Raw genomic sequence first — 20,810 nt, 5'->3', positions numbered from 1 at the left:
TTATCCAGCTCTAGCGCCCAGCGCCTATTGGACTTCCCTCGCCTCCGTGCGATAAGTCAACATGGATTCGCTGAAGCTCTTCCTGTTTCCTATATCTCCTACGGATCGGTCCAGTCCATACGTCGCTACCCGGGCGCTTCCGCTTTTAGTTTATCCAGCTCTAGCGCCCAGCGCCTATTGGACTTCCCTCGCCTCCGTGCGATAAGTCAACATGGATTCGCTGAAGCTCATCCTGTTTCCTATATCTCCTGCGGATCGGTCCAGCCCATACGTCGCAACCCGGGCGCTTCCGCTTTTAGTTTATTTCTGCTATACTTTCTTCATAATGGGGTGGAAGTGTGATGAGTGATGATACGATTCGAGTTTTACAGCATTACCGGCATGATTTAATGAACCGGCTGCAGATTGTCCAAGGCTATTTAGGCATGGGAAAAGCAGATAAAGCAGAAGATAAGCTGAGTGAAACGCTCCGTCATTACAATGAAGAACGAAAACTAATGAGTCTGAATATGCCTGCCTTTATGCTTTGGATAATCGGATTTAATCATAGTTACGAGAATTTTCGGCTTACATACAAAATCAGTTCAGAACATCGGGATCTGCAGCATTTGGATTCGATATTATTGGAGCGATGTCAATATATTGTAGGAATATGTAAGGATGTATTGGACAGTCAGATTTTGTATGATACGAAGCTGGAACTGGAAATTTCAGCTGATTCTCCGATAAAGGCAACCCTTTTAATCGAAAGTGAATCCAATGAATCTGTTCAAGAAATAGAAGCTATAAAAAATCGAAATGAAAGTTTAGAAATTGACATAGACAATACTGCCGATGGAATAATTTTTGGTTTTTCTGTACCATGTCAATAATGAGGTGAATTGAATGTTTGTAGATCAGGTCAGTGTATTTGTAAAAGCAGGTGACGGCGGTAATGGCCTTGTTGCCTATCGCAGAGAGAAGTATGTACCACTTGGCGGTCCGGCCGGTGGTGACGGCGGAAATGGGGCAGACGTCATATTTAAAGTTGACGAAGGTCTGAACACGTTAATGGATTTCCGTTATAATCGCCATTTTAAAGGTAAGCGCGGAGAAAACGGAATGAGTAAAACCCAACATGGGAAAAATGCATCGGCATTAGTAGTTCCTGTTCCACCAGGTACGACCGTAATTGATGAGGATACTGGCGAAGTGATTGCAGATCTGCTGGTTCATGAGCAGCAGGCAGTTATAGCGAAAGGCGGAAGGGGCGGAAGAGGAAACACCCGCTTTGCAACAGCCAATAACCCTGCTCCGGCCATTGCTGAAAATGGTGAGCCAGGTCAGGAAAGGAATATTAAGGTGGAGCTGAAGGTCATCGCCGATGTTGGACTGGTTGGATTTCCAAGCGTAGGTAAATCAACATTCCTTTCGGTCGTAAGTGCTGCAAAACCAAAAATTGCAGATTATCATTTTACAACACTATCCCCTAATCTAGGTGTGGTCGATACAAGTGATCATCGCAGTTTTGTGATGGCCGATCTACCTGGTCTGATTGAGGGAGCATCAGAAGGCGTTGGGCTTGGACATCAGTTTCTCCGTCATGTGGAACGTACACGAGTGATTGTTCATGTGATTGACATGGCCAGTACGGAAGGGCGAGATCCATATGATGATTTTGTCAAAATCAATCAGGAACTGGCAGAATATGATCCAAGATTAATGAACCGTCCGCAGATTATTGCGGCCAACAAGATGGACATGCCTGAGTCAGAAGAGAATCTGGCGAAATTCAAAGAGCAACTTGGTGATGATTATCCGGTTTATAAAATTTCTGCTCTGACAAGAGAGGGATTACGCGATATTCTGTTTGCGATAGCAGATGCGCTTGAATCCATTCCGAAAGTCACGACAGAACTTGATGATGCGGATGAAACAGTTGTATACCGCTATCAGAAAGAGGAAGCACCTTTCCAAATAACCCGTGATCCGGATGGTTCATATGTCCTTTATGGAACTAAAATAGAGAAATTATTTAAAATGACTGATTTCCAGCACGATGAATCAGCACAACGCTTCTCCAGACAATTGCGCGGAATGGGTGTAGATACTGCCCTAAGGGAACGTGGTGCAAAGGACGGCGACATTATCCGTCTGCTGGATTATGAATTTGAATTTGTAGAATAGAAACAGCAGGATATTGTGGGGGGATATTTTTGACGACGATTGGCTATTTGGGTCCGAAGGGGACCTTCACCAAATTGGCAGTAGATACTGCCTTTAACCGAGAAGAGAAGCAAAGTTTTAAGACAATCCCGGAATGTATTGATGCGGTCGATAAAGGAATAATCGATATAGGAGTCGTTCCATTGGAAAATGCTATCGAAGGAACGGTGCAATTAACCGTAGATTATTTGGTGCATCAGGTCAGGCTTCCGATTGCAGCAGAGATTGTCGTTCCGATTCAGCAGCATCTGCTGGTGCGGGAAGACTTCATTGGTGAGCTTTCCGACATTATGGAGGTGCATTCACATAGCCATGCTATAGCACAATGTCACCAGTATATCCATCAGAATTTGCCAAATGCGAATACGATATATACGACATCTACCGGTAAGGCTGCAGAATTTGTCAGCGAAAGCAATGAACCAATTGCTGCAATTGGCAATAAACTGGCTGCGAGTGAGTATGGTTTACGGATACTGCAGGAGAACATTCACGATTATCCAAATAACCATACACGCTTTTTGGCTTTGACGAAAAATAAAGATCTTGTCCAGATCAACCACCCGATTCAGACGGAGAAAACAACATTGCTGATTACTTTACCAAGTGACCAGTCCGGTGCATTGCACCAGATTTTATCCGCATTCGCATGGAGGAAGATGAATCTCTCCAAAATTGAATCCCGTCCAACGAAAACAGGTTTAGGCAATTACTTCTTTATGATCGATGTTAACCAGCAGTATGATGATGTCCTTTTCCCTGGTGTCCAAGCGGAATTGGAGGCATTGGGATGCAAAGTGACCATTCTTGGTACATATCCTGTCTACCACATGAATATTTAAACAACGAACCGTCGGGCCAATAAATGGCATCGGCGGTTTTTTTCATTTGACGTCCATTTGGAATTTCGTGGGCAACTTTTAATCTTTTAGTGCATATGCTGATATAGAGAAATTAGCCCAGATTAATGCAATGAAAGGAGTTCGTTCATTTTGAAAATACACATTGTTCAAAAGGGAGATACATTGTGGGAAATCTCCAAAAAGTACGGAGTGGATTTTGAAGAGCTGAAAGGATTAAATTCACAGCTGTCGAGTCCGGATATGATTATGCCCGGCATGAAAATTAAAGTGCCAGGTTCGGCAAAAGCCGTTAAAAAAGAAACTGTTGCTATAAAGGAAACACAGCAAAAGGAAACTCAAAAGGAGAATCAAAAGGAAACAGTCAAGCAGCCGTACATGAATACTTCTCCAAAGCCAATGCCAGCAATTAAAGAAGATGATACAAAGGCTCAAAAACCCGTACAGCCGCAAATGCCTGTTCCTGCATTACCGCAAATGCCCATGATGGAGCAGGATATCAGCAACCACACAACAATTAACTTTCCGCAGATGCCACAGATGCCACAGATGCCGCAGATATTGCCTGCACCGTTGCCGGATAAAATAGAAGCTAAAAAACCAGAAAACAAACAACCAGAAAACAAAAAACCAGAAACAAAAAAGAAGGATCCAGGACAGAAGCCTGTGCAGAAGGCTGCTCAACAACAAACTGGGAAGATGCCGACATATCAGCAGATGCAACCGGTTCAACAACCGACATATCAGCAGCCGGCAGCAGAACAGCCAATACAGAGCCCGCCCCCGCATATGGTCCCTGTTTACTGGCATTATTGTCATCCATGTTGGCCTGCAATGCCGTTCCACCATCCTGCATACCCTATGGAAGGACAAATGGAACCAGCATACCCGATGATGCCGCAAGTTGCTCCTGCCACGTCCGACTGTGGATGTCAGGGAAGCAGTCCATTGGTGCCATATCCAGCGGATCAGGGCAAGAATGCAATGGCTGGTTCCTATCCGAACCAGGGTAGTTTTGGCAACATGTACCCGCCACAAATTCAAAACCCGCAAGAAACTAATTATTATCCGAGTCCCCCTACATTTCCTAATTTTTCCGGATTGCGTAAAGAAAATGAAGAAAAGGACCATCATGAATAACTACAACAGAGGCGACCTAGAGTTCGTCTCTTTTATTTTGTCTGTCGTTATTTTTATATAAGCAAGCTTTATAGCTTGGCCACGTGACATATAGCATATATCAGTATTTTTCAGCTTTTCATTATTTTACCAGCTCCAAACCGACAAAATTCTTCTTCGTATATGCCTTTATTTTTGAAAAATAGGGAATCAATGGTAATATATAATAAAAATAGAAATGTTATGAGGAGAGATTATAATGGAAAATGAAGTAAATGCAATTGTAGAATGGTTGCAGGAACAAGTTAAACAGGCCGGCGTAGATGGACTGCTTGTTGGCGTTAGCGGCGGTCTTGATTCTGCTGTAGTTGCCAATTTAATCAAACGAGCCTGTCCGGATAACTCTCTGGGTGTTATGATGCCAATTTATACCTCAGATGCCAACTTGGATGATGCGAAAAGTGTTATTGAAAAGAGTGGAATTGATTCCATGACGGTGAATCTTACAGACACACACAATGTAATGTATTCGCAGATCCAAAGCGGATTAAAAGAAAAAGGTCAATTTAACAAAGAGAATGATCGCCTGGCGGGAGCGAATCTGAGAGCGAGACTTCGGATGGGTACGCTGTACACGATTGCAACCAATTATAATTATTTAGTGGTTGGAACTGATAATGCAGCGGAATGGTATACGGGTTATTTCACCAAATATGGCGACGGCGGAGTGGATATTCTGCCAATAGTCGAATTTACTAAAACAGAAGTTAGAGAATTGGCTAAATATCTGGAAGTTCCAGAACAGATTGTTGCCAAGAAGCCAAGTGCTGATCTTTGGGAAAATCAAACCGATGAAGCAGAAATGGGTGTATCCTATGATACAATTGACGGATATTTGAAGGGGCAGGAAATTGCTGCCGGAGATAAAGAAATCATCGAGACAATGCATCGACGCACATCCCATAAACGCGATGGTCTACCGCAGTTTAAACGTAGCTGATTTTTCCTTAATTTAACTGTGTAAATAAACCTCCCTTATGCAAACTACATATAAGGGAGGTTTATTTTATGTTGAATAAATTATTGCTATCACTAATGCTGATCCTTTTGCTTGCAGCTGGATGTACAAATGGCGAACGTACACAGCAGACTTCGGATATAAATGATGGTGGTTCGATACAGCCCATTCACTTTGATAGGAAAGATCGGGACATCTACAATAAAGATGAATCATCGATCGGAGAACAGGGCGGCTATCCTCAAAGTGAACAAAAGATGGCTAATGATGCTGATTTCAGCAACTATACAGATGCATATACCAATGAAGAATCGATTCGAATATCTGAGGAATTGCAGCAGCGCAAAGATATCATTCAGGCTCAGGTTGCATCCACAGATGACCGTATTATTGTCGCTGTCATGCTTCAGGAACGCTTTAACCTTGAGGTGCCGGATGTTGAGGAATACGTCAGGGAAATCGTTCCGGATACCGATAAGGAGATCATCGTATACACAGATGAAATCCATTGGGACCGAATGAAAAACCTGGATGCCAGGCTGGGAGCGAAAAACAGCGGAGAAGGTGTGGAGAAATTCATTGAGGATTTATTTCAGCTGAACGATTAGATGATCGGCTTTTAGAAAGGATTTTCCTTTTCCCGAACTGTATTTTTTGTTATAGTAAGAAAAGAATTTCTAGAGAGGGGAAAGTCCAATGGCTGGTCATTCTAAATGGAAAAACATACAGAAAAGAAAAAATGCTCAGGATGCTAAAAAAGGTAAAATCTTTATGCGGCATGCCAAAGATATCTATATAGCTGCAAAACAGGGTGGAGCAGACCTTAGTACGAATGCCGTTTTGAGAGCGGCAGTGGAAAAGGCAAAGGCAGATAATATGCCCAATGACAACATAGACCGTAATATCAAGAAGGCAACGGGTACACTTGACGGTGCAACCTATGAAGAGATTACCTATGAAGGCTACGGTCCTGGCGGTGTTGCTGTTATCGTAAATGTTTTAACAGACAATAAAAACCGAACAGCTGCTGAAGTGAGACATGCCTTCAAAAAGAATGGCGGAAATCTGGGGGAGAATGGCAGTGTATCCTTTATGTTCGATCGCAAAGGATATATAGTCATCACCAATGATGATGCCTCCATCAATGAAGATGCGATAACAATGGACGCACTTGAAGCAGGTGCTGAGGATATTGCCGTTCAGGACGGAGCATATGAAATATTTACCGAGCCAGAGAATTTTCAGACCGTTTCCGAACACCTAACTGCGAACGGGTATGAGATTTCTGACGGGGAAGTGACATTGATTGCCCAAAATTACAATCAGCTCGCCCCGGAAGATGAGCAAAAAATGATGAATCTAATTGAAACATTGGAAGAAAGCGAAGATGTACAGGATATTCATCATAATTTGGAAGAATCCAATTAAACTGTGAGATAAACTTCTATTTCTATGAGGGAATAGAAGTTTATTGTTTCCGGAGTAACTATGTTAAAATAAGTAAAGGGAATGATTGTATGATTGCCTATATTAAGGGTCAGCTGACAACGATTCAGGATGAGTCAGTAATTGTCGATGTACAAGGTGTCGGCTATGAAATAGTTTGTGCAAATCCATTTGCATTTCAAACATCGTTAAGAAAAGAGATATTGATCAATACATATCATTATGTACGTGAAGATATACAGGTATTATACGGGTTTAAGAATCAGGACGAGAAGTATCTATTTACGAAACTGATTTCCGTCTCCGGCATCGGTCCAAAAGGTGCTTTGGCGATCCTTGCAGGTGTGGACATAGCTGGTTTCGTGGCAGCGATTGAGAGGGAAGATGACAAATTCCTGACAAGCTTTCCTGGAGTTGGCAAGAAAACCGCACGACAAATTATTCTCGATTTGAAAGGGAAGCTTATCCATGTCTTCTCGATAGATACGGAGACAGAACAGACAACGGAAAAACAAGAAGATGCGAGTGCGCTAATCAAAGAGGCAGGAGAAGCGTTGAAAGCTCTTGGATATACCGATAGAGAAGTAAAAGGGATCATGCCCGAACTGAAGAAGGAGAATGTTTCAAGCACAGATGAGGCAATTCGAAAAGCGCTAGGGCTGCTTGTCAGAAATTAGGAAAGGTGGGACCATTATGGACGAACGTATGATTACTGGTGAAATCCAAGAGGATGACACCGCTATTGAATTTAGTCTGCGTCCAACAAGCCTGAATCAATATATTGGGCAGGACAAAGTGAAAGAAAACCTCAGTATATTTATTCAGGCTGCCAAAATGCGGGAAGAACCCCTTGACCATGTCTTATTATACGGACCACCCGGACTAGGTAAAACGACATTGGCTGCTATTATCGCGAATGAAATGGGGGTTCATTTCCGTTCAACATCAGGACCTGCTATTGAACGTGCAGGCGATCTTGCCGCTATTCTATCATCGCTTGAGCCGGGGGATGTGTTATTCATCGATGAAGTGCATCGTCTTCCAAGAGCCGTTGAAGAGGTCCTCTATCCAGCGATGGAAGATTTTTTCCTCGATATTGTTATTGGTACTGGCCCGAGCGCCAGATCAGTTCGGATTGACTTGCCTCCATTCACGCTTGTCGGGGCAACTACTAGAGCAGGGCTGCTTACTGCGCCGCTCCGGGACAGGTTTGGAGTTTTAAGCAGACTGGAATTCTATGAAGTCAAAGACCTGTGCTCGATTGTGGAGAGAACTGCCGAAATATTTGATACATCCATTACAAAAGAAGCAGCTATCGAAGTTGCAAGAAGATCGAGGGGAACGCCCCGGATTGCCAATAGACTGTTGAAAAGGATACGTGATATTTCTCAGGTTAGAGGAGAAACGGAAATCAATCTTGCAACGACAGATCTTGCATTAAACATGCTGCAGGTGGATGATGCCGGTTTGGATCATATCGATCACAAGCTGTTAAAAGGAATTATGGATGGCTTCAATGGAGGACCGGTTGGACTGGACACCATTGCAGCGACAATCGGAGAAGAATCCCAGACGATTGAAGATGTCTATGAACCGTATCTTCTGCAAATTGGTTTTATCCAGCGTACACCAAGGGGAAGAGTGGTCACACCTAAAGCATACCAGCATTTTGGATTAAACGGCCAGGGTGAAGGATGAACATGGGAAAGCTTTTTATTGTCCTCGGTATCGCGTTCGTAATCATTGGTCTCATTTGGACTTTCATTGGCAAACTGCCAGGTGACATTACTGTCAAAAAGGGGAATTTCACGGTATATTTTCCAATCATGACATCAATTGTCATCAGCATCATACTTTCATTGCTATTTTTTATTCTAGGAAAATTCCGCTAAGATTGTGAAGCTTACAGTAAGGAGATACAACATGAATATAGAAGATTTTGATTTTGACCTACCAGAAGAATTAATTGCCCAAACCCCTTTAAAAGAACGGACAGCGTCAAGGCTGCTTGTATTCAATCGACAGACAAAGCAAACCGAGCACAGGCATTTTAGCGATATAAAGGACTACTTGAAAAAAGGTGACTGTCTCGTCCTCAATGATACCCGGGTGCTTCCCGCCAGGCTCTATGGAATAAAACAGGATACTGGTGCAAAGATAGAAGTATTGCTGCTGCATCAGGAAGAACAGGATACGTGGGAAGTCCTTACAAAACCGGCCAGAAAAGTAAAGCTTGGAACAGAGCTGATCTTCGGAGACGGGAAACTGAAGGCGACATGTAAAGGAATGAAAGAACACGGCGGACGTGTAATGGAATTTTCTTATGATGGAATCTTCTATGAGGTACTGGATGAATTGGGAGAAATGCCTCTTCCTCCATATATTAAAGAACAACTTCCTGAAAAAGAACGCTACCAGACCGTCTATGCCAAGGAAGAGGGCTCTGCAGCTGCACCTACAGCAGGTTTGCATTTTACGAACGAACTTCTTGCAGAAATCAACGAAATGGGCGTAACCATTGCTTTTATTACCTTGCATGTCGGGCTGGGAACCTTCCGTCCTGTTAGTGTGGATGATATCGATGAACATAAGATGCACTCCGAGTTCTATCATATGAGTCAGGAAACAGCCGATACGTTAAATCAGGTAAAAGCAGATGGCGGCAGAATCATCTCTGTTGGCACAACATCTACTAGAACATTGGAAACAATAGCAAGAGACAACGATACATTTGTGGAATCAAGCGGCTGGACTGATATTTTCATATATCCGCCATATGAATTCAAGGCAATTGATGGTCTGATTACAAACTTCCATCTGCCAAAATCAACGCTGATCATGCTCGTTAGTGCGCTTGCCGATAGAGACTCGATGCTAAAAGCCTATAATGAGGCAGTGAAGGAAAAATATCGTTTCTTCAGTTTTGGAGATGCGATGTTAATTTTATAAAAAGAGGAAAGAATACTTATGACACCAATAACCTATGAATTGATTAAGACAGATAAACAGACAGGTGCAAGGCTGGGACGGGTCCATACCCCGCACGGATCTTTTGATACACCGACTTTCATGCCAGTAGGAACACTTGCAACCGTCAAAACCATGAGTCCTGAAGAGCTTCACCAAATGGATGCGAAAATCATTTTGTCCAATACCTATCATCTCTGGCTGCGTCCTGGTGAGGATATTATTCGTGAAGCGGGCGGTCTCCATAAATTTATGAATTGGGATGGGGCAATACTGACAGATTCCGGTGGTTTCCAAGTATTCAGCCTAAGTGACATGAGAGAAATCAAAGAAGAAGGTGTCCATTTCAGGAATCATTTAAATGGAGACAAGCTTTTCCTCTCTCCTGAAAAAGCGATGCAAATACAAAATGCACTCGGTTCGGATATTATGATGGCATTTGATGAATGCCCTCCATATCCTGCCAGCTATGATTATATGAAATCCTCAGTCGAACGGACTTCCCGATGGGCAGAAAGATGTTTGGAGGCCCATGAAAGAAAAGATGTCCAAGGCCTGTTTGGCATCATCCAGGGAGGCGAATATGAGGATCTAAGGAAGCAAAGTGCACAGGACCTTGTTTCATTGGATTTTCCCGGTTATGCTATTGGAGGATTGTCAGTTGGAGAACCTAAAGACATTATGAATCGAATTCTCGAGACCACGACACCACTAATGCCATCGGGAAAGCCGCGTTATCTTATGGGCGTTGGCTCACCAGATTCATTAATTGATGGTGCTATTCGCGGTGTTGATATGTTTGATTGTGTCCTTCCAACCAGAATTGCAAGAAATGGTACATGCATGACATCGAGCGGAAGACTAGTTGTGAGAAATGCCAAGTATGCACGTGACTTTAGTCCTATTGATGAAAATTGTGACTGCCATGTATGTAAAAATTATACACGTGCCTATATTAGGCATTTAATAAAATGCAATGAAACGTTTGGTTTCAGACTTACGACTTATCATAACCTCCATTTTCTGTTAAAATTGATGGAGCAGGTAAGAACTGCTATAAAAGAAGATAGACTTGGTGATTTTAGAGAGTCATTCTTTGAGCAATATGGTTTGAATAAACCAGATGCAAAGAATTTTTAAGTAATAGAAAGAGGTGAAATAATATGGATATGTTAGTATCATTATTACCTATTATCTTGATGTTCGTCATTTTCTACTTCCTTCTTATTCGTCCGCAGCAAAAGCGACAGAAGCAAGTTAGGGAAATGCAGACAAACCTGCAAAAGGGAGATGACATCGTTACAATTGGCGGGATGCATGGTAAGGTTCATGCGGTTGATGAATCTACACTCATTTTAGTCACTGTCGATGGTACAAAACTTACGTACGATCGCTCTGCGGTCCGCGAAGTGAAACAGGCTTAATAATGTAACCGGGTTATAAGCTGAGAAACACTGATTCTTGGCTTATACGGGTGCATGGTATGTATGAAGATACATAGAAAGCACACATCGTTTTCATGAAAAGAAGTTAATGCCAATGCATTAACTTCTTTTTTCAATTACATTATTCACTGATTGGTTCAGTCAGGTTTACGCCGATAATGCCGCCAAGAAGTGCTGCTGCCAGATAGCTCAGGTGATAGAGGCCCTGTTCCAGTGAAAAACCTTGCTGATAACCAAGATATTGAATGAGAAAAATGATTAAAGAGAACCCTATTCCAGTAGCTCCGCCAATCATCCATCCTTTTGCCTTCCCTTTGATGCCGGCTGTAATTCCACCGGAAAATAGGGCCAACAGGCCAATCACCAATGTTGCCCATTGCAGTCCAGACTCTTTTAATGCCGTGAAATTCCAGATCAGGGCTAAAATGAAACTGGATATTAGTATAATGCCAAAGACTACAATCCAACCATACAATAATGCAATGAATTGATTTTTCTGCATTGCTTTCCCCCCATGTTTGTCCGTTTACCCTCATTTTATTCGCATGAAATTAATTTAGAAGAAGATATTTATATTTTCACAAGCATACAATTTATAGAGATCTATAAATTAAGGTGAAAGAGGGCTAATATGGATGTCATACTTGCAGGCCTTATATTTTTAATTAGTTATTTCTTCATCATGACCGAGAAAATTAACCGTGCTATAGCAGCACTCGCTGGTGGCGTTCTCTTGCTCCTGACAGGAATTTACACGACAGAGGAGGTGTTCTTTCAGTATATTGACTGGAATACGATTGCATTGCTGTTTTCCATGATGGTGCTTATTTCAATAACAGAACAAACGGGATTATTTACCTTCATTGCTATCCGATTTGCCCAAAAAGTACGGGGGAATCCAATATCGCTTTTGATTGGCTCAGCTTTTTTGACGGCACTGGGATCAGCATTCCTTGATAATGTGACAACGGTGCTAATCTTTGTGCCGGTCATGCTGAAAATAACCAAACTGCTCAAATTGCCGGTATTCCCTTATCTATTAACAATCATATTCAGTTCAAATATTGGTGGGACGGCAACGTTAATCGGAGACCCGCCAAATATTATGATTGGACAGGCTGTCGAGCATTTTACATTCCTTTCGTTTATTCAGCATACAGCCCCGGTGGCGGGCATTATGTTTCTGCTTCTTATCCTTTTCAGCATACTGTTCTTCAGGAAAAGTTTAGGGACAATAACTCCAAATCTGGAAGAACTGATGGCTATTGATGCCAAAGCAAACCTTACTCAATCTCCGCTCCTATATAAATCTATTGCGGTTCTTGTTATGACATTAAGCGGATTTCTCCTGCATTCGATACTTCATATTGAAATGACAGCCATTGCGCTGACAGGAGCGGTTTTACTTTTATTGCTGACAGAAAATGAACTGAAAACAGAACACGTGCTTTCAAAAGTGGAGTGGGTTACCTTATCCTTTTTTATTGGTTTGTTTGCTTTGGTTGGAGGCCTTCAGCAAGTGGGGGCAATTGATGAGATGGCAAGGATGATCGTTTATTCGACAGAAGGAGATTATGTGAAAACGACGTTGCTCATTTTATGGGTTTCAGGCCTATTCTCCGGGTTCATCGATAATATCCCGTTTGTAGCGGCCATGATACCGGTCATCCATGAATTCGAAACATACGGAATGGTCTATCTGGACCCTATCTGGTGGTCCTTGGCCCTTGGAGCGTGTCTGGGAGGAAATGCCACCCTTGTAGGGGCGTCCGCCAATGTTGTAGTAGCTGGAATGGCAGAGGCCGATGATCAAAAAATTTCCTTTATCAGGTTCATGAAGTATGGTCTTCCGATTGTGATAGTTTCTCTGATTGTATCTACTGTTTATATTTATATTCGATATTTGATTCCTTATATGGGGGAAGGATAAAAATACAGACACTTGCCATTGGCAGGTGTCTGTATTTTTAACTATGCTGTAAAAGCTGTTTTTAGCTGATTATTGCAGCACTTAAACTGGACTGGATGTTTTTTAGTCTTATTGCAGGAGCTTTTGAAATAATGGAATCTGCTTTAGTTCTTCTTTCGTAATGAATTTTAGAACAAAAAGCAGGAATATATAAATTATCAGCAATAGGAGCAGGAGACCTATAAATAGCAGAAGATTACCTTCCATTTCTTCATAGATATGCTTCAGGTAGCTGCCGCCGGCAAAGGAGAGGCACAGCAGAACAGCCATTTTACAAGCATCCAGCAACGGTATGGAATACCCGATTACTTTATGCAGAACGGCCAAATGGAGTAAGGTAACTGCTACCACACTGGCACAAATAGCAATTGCAGCCCCTATCATGCCAAAATTAGGGTTGGAGGCAAGGGCGATCAATACAGCCGACTTTAACCCCATGCCAATTAAACTGTTCCACATGGCAGGCTTTGCAAGGTCCAACGCCTGTAGTGTGGCCTGTAACGGAGACTGTATATAGAGGAGCAGGAAAAATGGCGCCATTAATATCAAATAATGACTGGCATCGCCGTTTCCGTACATATAGGTTAGCAGTTGAACGGAAAACAGGGAGAGCACGACCGTCGAAATCGCTCCGGAAGCAAACGAAATACGGATAGACTGATGAATCCGGTAATGAATCATTTTCCTGTTTTTATTTGCTTCAGCCTCGGCAATTGATGGAACAAGTGCAATTGATAATGAATGGGTTATAAATGTAGGGAGATATAATAATGGCATGACATAGCCAGTAAGTTCTCCGTATTGCCTTGTGGCCAGTGAGCTTGATATTCCAGCGATTGCTAGACTCTGTACGACTAAAATTGGATCGAGAAAATTGGAGATGGAACCGATCATCCTGCTGCCCAAGCTTGGTATAGCAATGGAGAAGAGCTCTTTTGCTACATCTTGTCCTGATTTTAAGGATGCAAAAAATCGGTTTCTCAGTTTCAAAGTCTTTTTCTTTTTGAATGTATGGATCATGTACAACAGGGAAATGAATTCGCCAATGATTACACTAATCATCGCACCTGCAGCAGCATATTCCACTCCGTAGGGCATCAGAAGGTTTACAAAAAAAGCAACACAAGTAATTCTTACAATTTGTTCAATCACTTGGGCATAGCTTTGCGGCTTCATGTTTTGCTTGCCCTGGAAATATCCTCTTAGAACGGCAGCAACAGCGGTGATTGGAATGATTGGGCTAATGACAATCAGCGGAAGCATGGCCCTGCTGTCTGTAAGCAGGAAGGATGCTAGGTATGGTGCACCGATTGCAAGCAGTATGGTGAAGAGGATGCTCGTAAACATAGTTACCATTATGGACACAATTAGGATTTTTTTAATCTTGGCCTGATCGTTTACTGCATCGGCTTCTGCTACGCGCTTCGATATGGCAACAGGCAAGCCGAGCTGTGTCAGGGTCATTACGAGAAACAGGGTAGGGAGGGCCATCATATAGAGACCTATACCTTCTTCGCCCATCAGCCTTGCAACAACAATTCGATTGATGAAACCCATAAATCGCGTAATCATGCCAGCAACTATTAGTATTAGCGCACCCTGGAGAAATGTTTGTTTGGTCATTTTTTGTCGACCTGCCTTCTCAAATAATTAAATATCATATACAATGATATATATGCTAAAAGGTGGACAATGCATGACAAGCTAAAAAAGTATATCCGGAGAAATGGTGGGTAAATATGGAAATTATACAGACGGTCAGCGAATGGAAACAAATGATTATTCCAGCATTGAAGAGCAAGGCAGAGGAACTTGAAATGATGGGTTATTCACAGGCAACACCTGAAGATGTCTGGACATGCCTTGTAAAAAAGGTATGGAAGGGGGAACCTGAGAAGAGGCTGCATGAAATTGTTCAGGACATACTCCACCTGGCATCAAATACGTATCTAAGCTACTTGACGATGAAATCCTATCAAAACGATAATCTCATGGCCTCTATCGCTGCATTAACTGGCGGGAAGCGGGAAGAGTAGGAATCATACATAGTTGTTTTGCACTATTAAGGAGGAAGCTGATTAAATGAATAAAAGAGGCAGAATCGTTGCCTTTTTTCTTGTCGTACTGGTTTTGGCAGGAACAATTGGAACAACGGTAACAGGAATAACAAAAGATATTAATCTTGGATTGGATCTGCAGGGAGGCTTTGAGGTTCTCTATGAAGTTGAACCTGTCGATGAAACACAGCAAGTTACCAGAGATTTAATGGAAGGTACAGTTGAAACGTTAAACGATCGTGTCAACCGGCTGGGAATTAGTGAAGCTGTCATCAATATTGAGGGCGAAGACAGAATCCGGGTTCAGCTGGCAGGTATTGAAGATCAATCAGCGGCCAGAGAATTGCTGTCCACTTCTGCACAGTTATCTTTCCGTGATGTAAATGACGAAGAATTAATGGATGGAACAGATATTAAAGAGGGAAGTGCCAAGCAGGATTTCGACCCGCAGACAAATGCTCCAATCGTCACCCTGCAGTTAAAGGACGGAGCTAAATTTGGGGAAATAACAACTCAGATCAGTCAGATGGCAGAACCGGATAATAAGCTCGTCATCTGGATGGACTTTCAAGAAGGAGATTCATACGAGGCTGAAGCACTCGAGGCAGAGCCGAAATTTGTTTCAGCTCCGAACGTAAGTGAACCATTGAATACGACCAATGTCATGATTTCCGGTAACTTTACGGTAGAGTCTGCCAAACAGTTGGCTGATATCATTAATTCGGGCTCTCTTCCTGTTCATATGACAGAGATTTTCTCTACATCGGTTGGGGCTCAATTTGGAGAACAGGCATTAAATGAAACCCTGATAGCAGGTATTGTTGGTGTAGGACTCATCCTCCTGTTCATGCTTGTTTTCTATCGTTTCTCTGGTCTGATCGCATCAATCAATTTAATATTCTATGTCTATCTGGTTCTATTGGTGTTTGAATTGCTGCATGGGGTCTTGACTCTATCGGGTATTGCAGCGTTAATTCTAGGTGTCGGTATGGCTGTAGACGCGAATGTAATTACATTCGAACGCATCAAAGAAGAATTAAGGACAGGCAAATCAGCAAAAGCATCCTTTAAGACCGGTAACAAAAACTCATTTACGACCATCCTTGATGCGAATATCACGACATTGATTGCCGCTATCGTTCTGTTTATATTTGGTACGAGTTCGGTTAAAGGATTTGCAACGATGCTGATTATCAGTATACTGATCAGCTTCCTGACAGCAGTCCTCGGCACAAGACTGCTGCTTGGGTTCTGGGTGCAAAGCGGATTTCTGACAAAACGCAAAACGTGGCTTGGCGTAAAGCAGAAAGATATTCGCGATATAGCAGAAAAAGAAGAGGAACCGAAATTATTTAATCGTAATGTGAACATTGTGCAGCATCGTAAAAAATTTTTTATCGGTACCCTAATCCTTATTATTGCTGGCGCCATTTCCATTGCCGTTTTCCAAATCAACCCTGGAGTCGATTTTACAAGTGGTACCCGTGTCGAGATTGTATCTGACTCGAGTCTGACAACGGAAGAAGTGGAATCCGAATTTGAACAGCTTGGAATAGAGCCTAAATCGGTTGTCCTTTCCGGAGACGATAATCAGCTTGCTGTCTCCCGTTTTGAAACGGTGCTGACAGATGATCAGGTAGAAGAAGTGAGAGTGCATTTTAGTGAGCAATACGGACAGGATCCGAGTGTAAGTGTCGTGTCCCCGATTGTCGGTGAGGAACTTGTTAAAAATGCAATCTATGCAGTGGCCATCGCTTCTGTATTCATGATCATTTATGTTACGATCCGATTTGAATTTTTCTTTGCTGCAACGGCATTGATTGCACTACTGCATGATGTATTCATTATGCTTGCCGCTTTCAGCATTACACAGATTGAATTTGACATTACAATAGTGGCGGCACTCTTAACGATTGTAGGTTATTCCATCAATAACACAATTGTAATCTTTGACCGTGTCAGAGAAAATATCAGGAAGAAGAAACGCGTCAAGTCGTTCAAAGAACTTGCAGGTATTGTCAATATGAGTATTGTGCAGTCGTTTACGAGAACGCTAAACACTTCGCTTACAACCGTCATTGCTGTATTGGCATTTATGGTATTGGGAGCATCCTCCATTGTCAGCTTTGCAATCGCACTGGCAGTAGGCTTAATTGCAGGAACCTATTCATCGTTGCTGCTTGCCTCGCAAATATGGCTTGTATGGCGCGGAAGGAAAGTAAAAGATAAACCGCTGGAATTCACCAAGAAGAAGCGTGTGGATGGCCCACAGGTTTAATGACAGTAAACAAGCTTTGTTAGTGAACCTAACAAAGCTTGTTTTTAATCTATGCTTAAATAAAAGCCTGAGAGGGTAATCTAAACTATAAAGAAAAATGGAGGGAGAACCGTATGAAAGGTCAGACATACGTCATTTTAGCAATTATTCTGGTGATCATTGTGGCAGTCTTTGCAGTGATCAATGTAGAACCGGTAGAAGTGAATTATTTATTTTCGACACAGGAGTCACCATTGATCCTCGTAATCTTGTTTTCCTTACTGATGGGCGGGATTATTACTGCAATCGTTGGTTCTATGAGATTTTACCGATTACAGAAAGAAATAAAGGTATTAAAGGCTGAGAACGCAGCACTAATTAAAAAGCTTGAGGAATATAATGTTCCTGCAGAAGGAATAACGATGGAAGAACCAACAGATTTCCAGGATGGGTCCACTGAAGAGAAATAATTCCGTTTGCTACCCCTGCTAGTCTCTTGTATAATAGATTAGTCAGGGGTGAAGTAATGTTAGAGAGTAAATCAAAATGGAAATATAGCGAGGCAAACAAAGAGTCGGTGGAGTTTGATGCAGACTCACTTGAATTGTCATCAACCGTGAAAAGGCTTTTACTGCAAAGGGGCATTACAAGTACAGAAGAAGCGAGACAATTTTTATCACCTGATATTAAAAACCTTCACGACCCGCTTCGCATTGCTGCTATTGAAGCGGCATCCGAGCGTGTACATAATGCTGTTGCAGCAAATGAAAAAATTCTTGTCTATGGTGACTATGATGCAGATGGTGTAAGTTCGACCACCGTAATGATCAAAGCTTTAGAAGAAATTGGCGCGATTTGTGATTATTATATTCCAAACCGTTTTACGGAAGGGTATGGACCGAATGAAGCTGCATTCAGAACAGCTGCAGAGCAAGGATATACGCTGATTATTACAGTAGATACGGGGATTGCTTCCGTACATGAGGCTGCAATCGCTAAAGAGTTAGGTATTGATCTGATTATAACCGATCATCATGAACCGCAGGAGGAGCTGCCCGAGTGCTTCTGTATTCTGCATCCGAAATGCTCACCGGAATACCCTTTTCAAGAATTGGCGGGGGTAGGAGTTGCGTTTAAATTTGCTCAAGTCTTACTTGGTTATTTTCCTAAGCATTTATTGGAGTTTGCAGCAATCGGTACAATAGCCGATCTGGTGCCATTGGTCGACGAGAACAGAGTATTGGCCTTTTATGGCCTCCATGCTTTGACAATATCGAACAATCCGGGCATCAAGGCACTTAAACGGCTTTGCAATATAGAAGGGAATGTTTCTGAAGAGGATGTCGGTTTTTCAATCGGACCAAGAATAAATGCTGTTGGACGACTGCAGGATGCCGATTTGGCTGTCCAGCTGCTTCTAACCGATAACATGGAAACGGCACAGGACATTGCGGAAGAAATCGATCAGATCAATCAGCAGCGGAAGAAAATTGTAAACGATATTGTCATTGAGGCAGAGTCTGTCATACAATCGTCTAAGGAGCATGGAGTTATCATTGCCGCAAAAGAAGGATGGAACGAAGGTGTTCTTGGTATTGTGGCATCCAAATTGGTCCGTAAGTATGACCGCCCAGCAATCGTATTAACAATTAAACCAGAGACTGGAGTTGTCAAAGGCTCAGCCAGAAGCATTCCGGCGTTTGATTTTTTCCGGAATTGTATGAAGATCAGAGAACTTTTTACACACTTCGGGGGCCATGCCCAAGCTGCCGGAATGACATTTCCTATTGAAAACCTTGCTGCTGTCCAAGAGAAACTTGATATGTTTATCCATGAAGAGCTATCGGAAGCTGATTATAAACAGGAATTATTGATCAGCGCAGAACTGACTATGGATCAAGTAAGCGAAGATCTTGTTACTGAAATTGAGAAGCTTGCACCATTTGGGATGAAAAACCCCAAGCCGATTTTTCAATTAAAAGAAATCCCTGCTGACGCTCGTATAATCGGCAGTGCCAAAAATCATCTTAAGCTGCAATTCAGGAGCCAAGGGACATTACTCGATGGAATCGGTTTTGGTTTGGGTGAACTCCATAAGTATATTTCTCCGCAAACAGCTTTGACAGTCGCTGGTGAACTTGGGGTCAACGAATGGAACGGCAACCGAAAAGTACAAATGATGATCCAGGACATGAGAATTGACGAATGGCAGCTGTTTGACTATCGTGGAAAGCGCATGGAATCTATTACCCCCGATTGGAATGGAAGAGAATTGATAGTGGGATCCGGTGATGAAATTCATGCCGGAGTTGATCAGGTATCTTACGGTGACCCAGTAGAATCACTGGAAAAGAAAGACAATCTCTATCTGTATGATCTGCCCTCCAATCTAGATGTATTAAAAGATATTATTCAAAAGGTAAAGCCGGTTAATATCTATGCCTGCTTTCATTTGGAGGATAGTGCCTATCTGTCGGCATTTCCTGCAAGAGAAGAATTTATATGGTTCTATGCATTGGTCAGAAAGCGCAAAGTGATTGATATGAAGTCAGAGATGAACGCCATATTAACACATAAAGGCTGGAACAGGGACAAGGTTATCTTTATATCAAAGGTGTTTTTTGAACTTGGTTTTGTTAAAATAGACAATGGAATAATTGAGGCGGTTGCAAATCCTGCGAAAAAGGATCTGCAGGACTCCGTATCTTATCAGGAGCGTCTTCAAAAGGCAGCAATCGAAAAACAATTATACTATTCCAATTATGATGAATTAAAAGAATGGTTCAGCAGTTGTATGGATTATTTGGGAAATCCCAAGGAGGAAGCAGTAAATGGATTATAAGCAATATATTAAAATTGTAGAAGACTGGCCGAAACAAGGAATTCAATTTAAAGACATTACGCCATTAATGGACAATGGAAAAGCATATAAAGCAGCAGTAGATGAAATCGTGGAATTTGCCAAAGAAAAAGAAATCGATATCGTAGTAGGACCAGAGGCGCGCGGATTTATTGTTGGCTGTCCTGTTTCCTATGCCTTGGAGATTGGCTTTGCACCTGTCAGAAAAGAAGGCAAGCTCCCACGTGAGGTCATTAAAGTGGATTACGGTCTAGAATATGGAACGAATGTATTAACCATTCATAAAGATGCTATCAAACCAGGCCAGCGTGTATTGATAACGGATGACCTTCTTGCTACTGGAGGTACCATTGAAGCAACAATTAAACTAGTGGAAGAACTTGGCGGTATTGTTGCCGGCTGCGCATTTTTGATTGAACTGAGCTACTTGGATGGAAAAGAAAAACTAGAAGGCTATGACGTTTTAACCTTAATGACATATTGATTATTGGTCCGGAACATTCGCAGTTGCAATATATTGCGGGAATGAATAGTATAAAAACAATAGGTCTGACGCTATCTATCGTCAGACCTATTGTTATATGAAAATTTAAATGGACATGGGAAG

21 protein-coding genes are annotated in these 20,810 nt (G+C 42.2%); 19 read left to right on the top strand and 2 right to left on the bottom strand.

What is annotated here, in order from left to right; genetic code table 11:
• Window positions 1–341: 341 nt before the first annotated feature.
• From OMHG_RS11630 to yajC, 13 genes are all read left to right on the top strand, one after another.
• Window positions 342–872, top strand: a complete 531-nt coding sequence (locus OMHG_RS11630; protein ID WP_010651036.1) for a Spo0B domain-containing protein — start codon at window positions 342–344, stop codon at window positions 870–872.
• Window positions 873–885: 13 nt separating this feature from the next.
• The gene (gene obgE, locus OMHG_RS11625) at window positions 886–2,166 is read left to right on the top strand and encodes a GTPase ObgE (protein WP_010651035.1); all 1,281 of its coding nucleotides are present in this window, start codon (window positions 886–888) and stop codon (window positions 2,164–2,166) included.
• Between the two features lie 29 nt (window positions 2,167–2,195).
• Window positions 2,196–3,047: a prephenate dehydratase gene (pheA, locus tag OMHG_RS11620; RefSeq protein ID WP_010651034.1), complete on the top strand. Its 852-nt coding sequence runs from the start codon at window positions 2,196–2,198 to the stop codon at window positions 3,045–3,047.
• Window positions 3,048–3,197: 150 nt separating this feature from the next.
• Entirely contained in the window at window positions 3,198–4,205 is a 1,008-nt protein-coding gene (gene safA, locus OMHG_RS19245) for a SafA/ExsA family spore coat assembly protein (protein ID WP_010651033.1), read from the top strand.
• 238 nt (window positions 4,206–4,443) lie between these two features.
• Complete coding sequence (nadE, locus tag OMHG_RS11610) at window positions 4,444–5,184, top strand: NAD(+) synthase (RefSeq protein WP_010651032.1); 741 nt, start codon at window positions 4,444–4,446, stop codon at window positions 5,182–5,184.
• Between the two features lie 68 nt (window positions 5,185–5,252).
• A complete protein-coding gene (locus tag OMHG_RS11605; protein ID WP_010651031.1) occupies window positions 5,253–5,810 on the top strand; it encodes a YhcN/YlaJ family sporulation lipoprotein in 558 nt (185 codons plus the stop codon).
• Between the two features lie 88 nt (window positions 5,811–5,898).
• A complete protein-coding gene (locus OMHG_RS11600) occupies window positions 5,899–6,630 on the top strand; it encodes a YebC/PmpR family DNA-binding transcriptional regulator (RefSeq protein ID WP_010651030.1) in 732 nt (243 codons plus the stop codon).
• A gap of 89 nt (window positions 6,631–6,719) precedes the next feature.
• Window positions 6,720–7,325 carry a Holliday junction branch migration protein RuvA gene (gene ruvA, locus OMHG_RS11595; protein ID WP_010651029.1) on the top strand — a complete coding sequence of 202 codons (606 nt, stop codon included), beginning with the start codon at window positions 6,720–6,722 and terminating at the stop codon, window positions 7,323–7,325.
• A gap of 16 nt (window positions 7,326–7,341) precedes the next feature.
• Window positions 7,342–8,346, top strand: a complete 1,005-nt coding sequence (gene ruvB / locus OMHG_RS11590) for a Holliday junction branch migration DNA helicase RuvB (protein ID WP_010651028.1) — start codon at window positions 7,342–7,344, stop codon at window positions 8,344–8,346.
• A gap of 2 nt (window positions 8,347–8,348) precedes the next feature.
• Entirely contained in the window at window positions 8,349–8,540 is a 192-nt protein-coding gene (locus OMHG_RS11585) for a DUF2905 domain-containing protein (RefSeq protein ID WP_010651027.1), read from the top strand.
• A 31-nt stretch (window positions 8,541–8,571) separates the two neighbouring features.
• Window positions 8,572–9,597, top strand: a complete 1,026-nt coding sequence (queA, locus tag OMHG_RS11580; protein WP_010651026.1) for a tRNA preQ1(34) S-adenosylmethionine ribosyltransferase-isomerase QueA — start codon at window positions 8,572–8,574, stop codon at window positions 9,595–9,597.
• Between the two features lie 18 nt (window positions 9,598–9,615).
• Complete coding sequence (gene tgt, locus OMHG_RS11575; RefSeq protein ID WP_010651025.1) at window positions 9,616–10,755, top strand: tRNA guanosine(34) transglycosylase Tgt; 1,140 nt, start codon at window positions 9,616–9,618, stop codon at window positions 10,753–10,755.
• Between the two features lie 23 nt (window positions 10,756–10,778).
• Window positions 10,779–11,039, top strand: coding sequence for a preprotein translocase subunit YajC (gene yajC, locus OMHG_RS11570; protein WP_010651024.1), 261 nt, complete (start codon window positions 10,779–10,781; stop codon window positions 11,037–11,039).
• 142 nt (window positions 11,040–11,181) lie between these two features.
• Here the strand turns inward: yajC and OMHG_RS11565 are convergent, their stop codons facing one another.
• Window positions 11,182–11,562, bottom strand: a complete 381-nt coding sequence (locus OMHG_RS11565; protein WP_010651023.1) for a TIGR04086 family membrane protein — start codon at window positions 11,560–11,562, stop codon at window positions 11,182–11,184.
• Window positions 11,563–11,691: 129 nt separating this feature from the next.
• On the opposite strand from OMHG_RS11565, the gene OMHG_RS11560 reads away from it, so the two are divergent.
• Window positions 11,692–12,990, top strand: a complete 1,299-nt coding sequence (locus tag OMHG_RS11560; RefSeq protein WP_010651022.1) for an ArsB/NhaD family transporter — start codon at window positions 11,692–11,694, stop codon at window positions 12,988–12,990.
• 108 nt (window positions 12,991–13,098) lie between these two features.
• Here OMHG_RS11560 and spoVB read toward each other — a convergent pair whose 3' ends face one another.
• A complete protein-coding gene (spoVB, locus tag OMHG_RS11555; protein ID WP_010651021.1) occupies window positions 13,099–14,652 on the bottom strand; it encodes a stage V sporulation protein B in 1,554 nt (517 codons plus the stop codon).
• A 116-nt stretch (window positions 14,653–14,768) separates the two neighbouring features.
• Between spoVB and OMHG_RS11550 the strand changes: the two genes are divergently transcribed.
• The 5 genes from OMHG_RS11550 to OMHG_RS11530 all read left to right on the top strand — a co-directional run bounded on the left by OMHG_RS11550 (window position 14,769) and on the right by OMHG_RS11530 (window position 20,687).
• Window positions 14,769–15,065, top strand: coding sequence for a post-transcriptional regulator (locus OMHG_RS11550; protein WP_010651020.1), 297 nt, complete (start codon window positions 14,769–14,771; stop codon window positions 15,063–15,065).
• Between the two features lie 46 nt (window positions 15,066–15,111).
• Window positions 15,112–17,364 (top strand): protein translocase subunit SecDF, encoded by a 2,253-nt coding sequence (secDF, locus tag OMHG_RS11545; RefSeq protein ID WP_010651019.1) that lies wholly within the window; start codon window positions 15,112–15,114, stop codon window positions 17,362–17,364.
• Window positions 17,365–17,477: 113 nt separating this feature from the next.
• Window positions 17,478–17,813 (top strand): LapA family protein, encoded by a 336-nt coding sequence (locus tag OMHG_RS11540; RefSeq protein ID WP_010651018.1) that lies wholly within the window; start codon window positions 17,478–17,480, stop codon window positions 17,811–17,813.
• Between the two features lie 56 nt (window positions 17,814–17,869).
• Complete coding sequence (recJ, locus tag OMHG_RS11535; protein WP_010651017.1) at window positions 17,870–20,185, top strand: single-stranded-DNA-specific exonuclease RecJ; 2,316 nt, start codon at window positions 17,870–17,872, stop codon at window positions 20,183–20,185.
• On the top strand, window positions 20,175–20,687 hold the full coding sequence (locus OMHG_RS11530; protein WP_010651016.1) for an adenine phosphoribosyltransferase: 513 nt from the start codon (window positions 20,175–20,177) through the stop codon (window positions 20,685–20,687). The genes recJ and OMHG_RS11530 overlap by 11 nt, the downstream gene beginning before the upstream one ends.
• Window positions 20,688–20,810: the final 123 nt, after the last annotated feature.

The organism is Oceanobacillus massiliensis str. N'diop, from assembly GCF_000285495.1.
In the GTDB taxonomy this organism is placed as follows: Bacteria; Bacillota; Bacilli; order Bacillales; family Amphibacillaceae; genus Oceanobacillus; species Oceanobacillus massiliensis.
This window is presented reverse-complemented; position numbering and strand designations above follow the sequence as displayed.